This is a genomic window from Vulcanococcus sp., from assembly GCF_044369115.1.
In the GTDB taxonomy this organism is placed as follows: domain Bacteria; phylum Cyanobacteriota; class Cyanobacteriia; order PCC-6307; family Cyanobiaceae; genus Vulcanococcus.
In genome coordinates, this window is the sequence record NZ_JBIPMN010000296.1 from 1 (window position 1) to 2,762 (window position 2,762).

Sequence of the window (2,762 nt, forward strand, 5' to 3'; positions counted from 1 at the left end):
CCGCGGCTCCGCTTGGAGGTGCGACGACGTTTCCGGAGCACAAACCGATTGCTGGGTTTGTTCCGCTTGCGGGTCTTGAGACCCAGGGCCGGTTTGCCCCAGGGGGTGACAGGGCCGGAGCGACCGATCGGAGCGCGACCTTCGCCACCACCGTGGGGGTGATCGCAGGGGTTCATCACGCTGCCTCGGACCTGCGGGCGACGACCCAACCAGCGGCGACGACCGGCCTTACCCAGGCTGGTGTTACGCACTTCGGAGTTACCCACTTCACCAAGGGTGGCGTAGCACTCGCGGCGCACCAGGCGCACCTCAGTGGAGGGCAGCTTGAGCGCGACATAGTCGCCCTCTTTTGCCATCACCTGGGCGCTGGCACCGGCGGTGCGCACCATCTGACCGCCGCGACCGGCGTACAGCTCAACGCAGTGAACGCTGGAGCCGAGGGGGATGGCGGAGAGGGGGAGAGCGTTGCCGTTCTCGATCGGAGCCTCAGGGCCCGACACCACGGTGGAGCCCACGGCCACACCGGCCGGAGCCAGGATGTAGCGCTTCTCGCCATCGGCGTAGAAGAGCAGCGCCAGACGGGCGTTGCGGTGCGGGTCGTAGTGGATCGCGGCCACCTTGGCGACCACGCCGTGCTTATCGCGGCGGAAGTCAACGAGGCGATAGAGGCGCTTGTGACCACCACCGCGGTGACGGCAGGTGATCACACCGCGGTTGTTGCGGCCTTTGCGCTGGTGCTTGGCCACCACCAGGCCCCGTTCGCGACCGCGGCCGGTGACTTCAGCGAAGTCGCTGGCGACACGGGTGCGGGTGCCGGGGGTGATGGGGCGGTACTTACGGATTCCCATGATTCGTTAAACCCCTCAGGCTTCAGGGAAGAGCTGGATGGCGTTGCCATCGGCCAGGCGCACCACGGCCTTCTTCACCTGGGCACGCTTGCCGGCGAAACGACCCACGCGACGAGTCCGACGCGGGGGGTTCATGGTGCTCACACCGACGACCTTGACGTCGAACAGTTGCTCGACGGCGGCCTTGATGTCGGGCTTGGCAGCCCGGTGGTCCACCTCGAAGGTGTACTGGTTCTGCTCGATGGCTCGGGTGGCCTTCTCGGTGATCAGCGGCCGGCGGATCACATCCGCCAGACGACCGTTAAAACGTTCAGTCATCGCCGTAGACCTCCTGAATCTTCGCGAGCGCTTCCTCGCTCACCACCAGATGGTTGGCGTGGAGCAGATCGAACACATTGAGCTGATCAGCGGCGATCAGCTTCACCTTTTCAAGGTTGCGCACCGAACGGCGCACCACCTCGCTGGGGGCATCCAGCACCACCAGCACCTTGGCGCCATCGGCAATGCCGAAGCGACCCAGGGCTGCCGTGATTTCCTTGGTCTTGGGGGTGTCCAGACCAGCGGCGAAACCCTTCACCACGGTGATGTCGGCGGCGCGGCTCATCAGCGCGGTGCGCAGGGCCAGGCGACGCTCCTTGCGGTTCATCGCCAGGTTGTAGGTGCGGGGCTTGGGCCCGAACACCACGCCACCACCGGGACGCAGCGGGGTGCGGATCGAACCCTGACGGGCGCGACCGGTGCCCTTCTGCTTGTAAGGCTTGCGCCCACCACCGGCCACCTCAGCGCGGGTGAGGGTGCTGGCAGTGCCCTGACGGGCGTGGGCCAGCTGACGCACCACGGCGCGATGCACCAGGTCGTTAGCCGACGTTTCCTTGGCGACCTTCAGCTCAAGGGTGGCCTTGCCGGCCTCCTTGCCCTGCCAATCGCGAACAACACAGTTAGCCATCTCTGTCCTCCTCAGTTCGCGGCTTTGGCGCCCACCCGCTTGGCGGGGAGGATGTTCAGCAGGGCGCCGGGCTTACCGGGCACCGAGCCCTTCACCACCAGCAGATTGCGCTCGGCATCCACTTTCAGGATCACGAGACCGCGGGTGGTGATCTGCTTGCCGCCGTAGCGACCAGCCATGCGCTTGCCGGGGTACACACGGCCGGGCGTGGTGCCGGCGCCGGTGGAACCCGGTTCGCGGTGGTTCTTCGAACCGTGGGTCATGGGGCCGCGGCTGAAGCCATGGCGCTTCTGATAACCAGCGAAACCACGCCCGATGGTGTCGCCGCTCACATCGACCTTCTGGCCCGCCTCAAAGGCGGCCACGGTGATTGCACCACCGAGCTCCAGACCGTCGACGGACTCGACGCGGTACTCCTTCAGGTGGCGCAGAGGCTCGCTGCCGGACTTGGCCAGGTGACCCTTGGCCGGCTTGTTGACGAGCTTCTCGCGGATGTCACCGAAGCCCAGCTGGACGGCGGTGTAGCCGTCGGTGCTGTCGGTTTTGAGTTGGGTAATCCGGCAGGGACCAGCCTCGATCACGGTGACCGGGATGGATCTGCCTTCGTCGTCGAAGAACTGGGACATGCCCAGTTTCTTCCCAAGAATGCCGATGGACATAAGTAGGGAGAAACGCCAGCAGGACCACCACTCCTCTGGAGTGGCGTGGCTGAATCGGGTTGCGCAGTTGGCCGGATCAGATGGGCTGCAGCCGGAGCGATCCGGAGCAGCAGCGCAGATTCGGTTGGGCTAGCAGCGTCGAAACAGCGTGGGCTGGGACTTGCTGGGATGCGCGGGAGACCCGTTCATCAGATTCAGCAGTTTCCCGGTGACTCAGTTGAGCCACACAGGCCCGGGAAGGCCGCCACCACTGGCGACCTTTGTGCAGTGCGCTGGAGGCCCGGCTAGCGGACGGGCACAGTTGCAATT

At 65.6% G+C, this 2,762-nt stretch carries 4 protein-coding genes; all 4 read right to left on the reverse strand.

Annotated elements, in window-relative coordinates; all coding sequences use genetic code 11:
* The coding region (gene rplB / locus ACIQ2E_RS15350) for a 50S ribosomal protein L2 (RefSeq protein WP_398332395.1) at window positions 1–848 on the reverse strand (848 nt) is incomplete at its 3' end.
* 15 nt (window positions 849–863) lie between these two features.
* Window positions 864–1,166, reverse strand: a complete 303-nt coding sequence (locus tag ACIQ2E_RS15355) for a 50S ribosomal protein L23 (RefSeq protein ID WP_296365566.1) — start codon at window positions 1,164–1,166, stop codon at window positions 864–866.
* Window positions 1,159–1,794, reverse strand: coding sequence for a 50S ribosomal protein L4 (gene rplD, locus ACIQ2E_RS15360; RefSeq protein ID WP_010311672.1), 636 nt, complete (start codon window positions 1,792–1,794; stop codon window positions 1,159–1,161). Before rplD ends, ACIQ2E_RS15355 begins: the two co-directional genes overlap by 8 nt.
* Before the next feature lie 11 nt (window positions 1,795–1,805).
* Window positions 1,806–2,453 (reverse strand): 50S ribosomal protein L3, encoded by a 648-nt coding sequence (gene rplC / locus ACIQ2E_RS15365; RefSeq protein WP_398332398.1) that lies wholly within the window; start codon window positions 2,451–2,453, stop codon window positions 1,806–1,808.
* Between the last annotated feature and the right edge of the window lie 309 nt (window positions 2,454–2,762).